The sequence below is a fragment of the Archangium sp. genome, from assembly GCF_036389735.1.
In the GTDB taxonomy this organism is placed as follows: domain Bacteria; phylum Myxococcota; class Myxococcia; order Myxococcales; family Myxococcaceae; genus Archangium.
The window spans coordinates 1-2,462 of sequence record NZ_DASVWK010001129.1 but is presented as its reverse complement, the minus strand read 5'-3'; the positions used below and the strand labels follow the sequence as shown (position 1 = coordinate 2,462).

Sequence of the window (2,462 nt, the reverse complement as noted above, 5' to 3'; positions counted from 1 at the left end):
AGTTCATCAACAGCTACCGCTGGCCCGGCAACGTCCGTGAGCTCAAGAACGCGGTGGAGCGCGCCGTGATCCTGGCCCGCGGCGACATGGTGACGCTGGCCGACATGCGCGCCCACGAGCTGCTGGTGACGGAGGACCGCGAGATCCGACTTCCCGTGGGCACCAAGCTGGAGATGGCCGAGCGCACGCTGATGCTCAAGACCTTTTCCTTCGTGGAGGGCGACCACCAGCGCGCCGCCCTGATGCTGGGCATCGACGAGGACGACCTGCGCAACCGCCTCAACCGCGCCGTCGCCGGCGACGCCGTCCCGGCCTGAGGCCGAACGTCTCCACGGGTGGACACCCGCCGCGTCCCGGTTGCCGGGGCGCGGCGGGTGTTTTTGGGGGGGACGGGCCGGATCACCCGGACCCCGCACCGGGGGACGAAAAACCGGCGGACGCGCACCGGGGGATGGGCGCCAGCGATGGCATCGGCGCCGCGCACCGGGGGATGAATCCCCATAGGCGTTAACTTAAGGCCTTAAACTTCTTGATTTCAAGGAGTTGCATCGTCCGCTTTCGGGGTGGCTCTCGGAGCCTACGCCGTACTTCGCGTCCCCGCTCCAGCAGCACGCTGGGCAGGCAGGGGAGCGCGACCACGGCTAGGAACGCGTCGCACGCTTCGCGGAACTCTCGCCAGCGACTCCCTGGCCCCTCCGAGAGGGAACCCCCAGGGGGAAAAAAGACGAGATTCCTCGCCGAGTCTCTCGATCAGTAGCACCGCCAGCAGCTTTGCATAGATCCAACTTCGCACCGCTTCCGCATCCTGGTTCGGAGCGCTGCCTGCGTCGAAGAGCGACTTCAGGCGCTTGAAGCCGAGCTCCACCTGCCAGCGCGCACGGTAGAGCTCCAAGATCTCGGTCGCGGAGAGATCATCCAGCCCGGGAGTCGCCAGTACGAAGATGTACTCCGACAGCTCGAGTGTCTCCTCGCGGACCGTCCTCCCCTTCTTGCGCGCCGTCTTAAGCAGACGCTCCTTCGCCTGCTGGGCCGCGCTGGCGCTCTTTCGGACGGCGCAGAGGCGCGCGTCGTACTCTTTGCCACCGGCCTCGAAGCGTACTGGCCACGAGCCCGGCACGTGCTCCACGAGCGAGCGCATCGCGGCGAGGAGGTCCAGCCGCTCACCTTTGGAGCTTAGCAGAGGAAAGCTGTTGGAGTTGAGCCGCACGACCACGTCTCCGCCGCGCTCCAGCACGTACGCCACACCCTCGCGGTGACAGTATCCGCGGTCTCCCAGGATGATGTCTCCGAGCTCGACCGGAACCCGCATGTACGTCTCCCCGCCCGAGGAATCCGTGACTTCGGCGAAGTCGCACGTAAGGGTCGGCAGGCCCAGCACGTAGTGGAGCCGCCAGTCCGCAACGCCGCTCCCCGACACCCGCACGTGCGTCGCGTCAACAATCCGCAGCCGCCGCCCGGCGGGAACCGCATCAAGGGACGGCCGCCGCGCTCCCTCGGCAAACACCGCCTCGGCAAGCGCCCGCAGCCACGGACCTGCGCTCCGCATGCGCTTCATCAGCGCCACACTGGAGATCCTGGCCAAGCCCGCGGTCGCCGCCCTCGCGGATGCGTGCTGCAGAGACAGGCCCGAAGCCGCGTAGAGGAAGACCAAGCGGAGAAGCACGTCCGCATCGGCGACCTGACGGGCTCGTCGGAGAGCGCCCGTTGAGCGGGCGAGTTCTCGCCAGTTGTCGGGAAGGAAGCGGGTGATCACCGCCCACTCTTCCGCAAGGATGTCGGCTCTCATGGAATCCACGATAAGCCGGCTCGTTGCCACGTGCAAGCCTTAAGTTAACGCGTATGGGGATGAATCCCCCGGCTGGAACCACGGGAAGACGGCTGAAGCCGTCTCGTGTGTGCAGGCACTGAACCCGTAGTCCGCGCAGGCGGACTTTGCGTGGTTCCAGCCGCGAATTCATTCGCCCCCGGATCCGCGAAAATCGTGCGTGATGCAGGAATCGGGGCGGGGGCGAGGGTGGGCAGACACGCAGGTCTGCCCCTACGGATGGACCGGTTTGAACCGCGGGGGTGGTGCGGGGGCGGGCACGGGCGCGATGAATCGCGCCCCTACCGGTGCGGGTCTACACCAGTGCCCCCACCTCCGCGTCGAGGGCGGGGACCGGGGCGGGGCGGCCGAAGAGGTAGCCCTGCAGGAGGTCCACGCCCAGCTCCTCCATGACCGCCCACTCCGCCTCGGTCTCCACGCCCTCGGCGAGGACGAGGTGGCCGTTGTCGCGGCCCAGGCCGACGAGGGAGGCGCAGATGCCGCGGTGGGCGGGGCTCTCGACCGACTTCGTCACCAGCTCGCGGTCGATCTTGATCATGTCCGGGGCCAGGTCGGCCAGCAGCGACAGGCCGCTGTAGCCGCTCCCCACGTCGTCCAGCGCCACGCCGAAGCCCTTGGCGCGGTAGTGCGACAGGAT

2 protein-coding genes and 1 pseudogene are annotated in these 2,462 nt (G+C 67.9%); 1 reads left to right on the top strand and 2 read right to left on the bottom strand.

What is annotated here, in order from left to right; all coding sequences use genetic code 11:
- Positions 1 to 317 (top strand): annotated as a pseudogene (locus VF794_RS40715) (hypothetical protein); the annotation flags it as partial.
- A 260-nt stretch (positions 318 to 577) separates the two neighbouring features.
- Here VF794_RS40715 and VF794_RS40710 read toward each other — a convergent pair.
- Positions 578 to 1,786 (bottom strand): IS4 family transposase, encoded by a 1,209-nt coding sequence (locus tag VF794_RS40710; protein WP_331119291.1) that lies wholly within the window; start codon positions 1,784 to 1,786, stop codon positions 578 to 580.
- 334 nt (positions 1,787 to 2,120) lie between these two features.
- A partial coding sequence (locus tag VF794_RS40705) for an EAL domain-containing protein (RefSeq protein ID WP_331119289.1) occupies positions 2,121 to 2,462 on the bottom strand: 342 nt, incomplete at its 5' end.

What these genes read in the sequence shown, in the direction of transcription:
- VF794_RS40710 (WP_331119291.1), bottom strand. Translation starts at nt 1,786, where the DNA reads ATGAGAGCCGACATCCTTGCGGAAGAGTGGGCGGTGATCACCCGCTTC.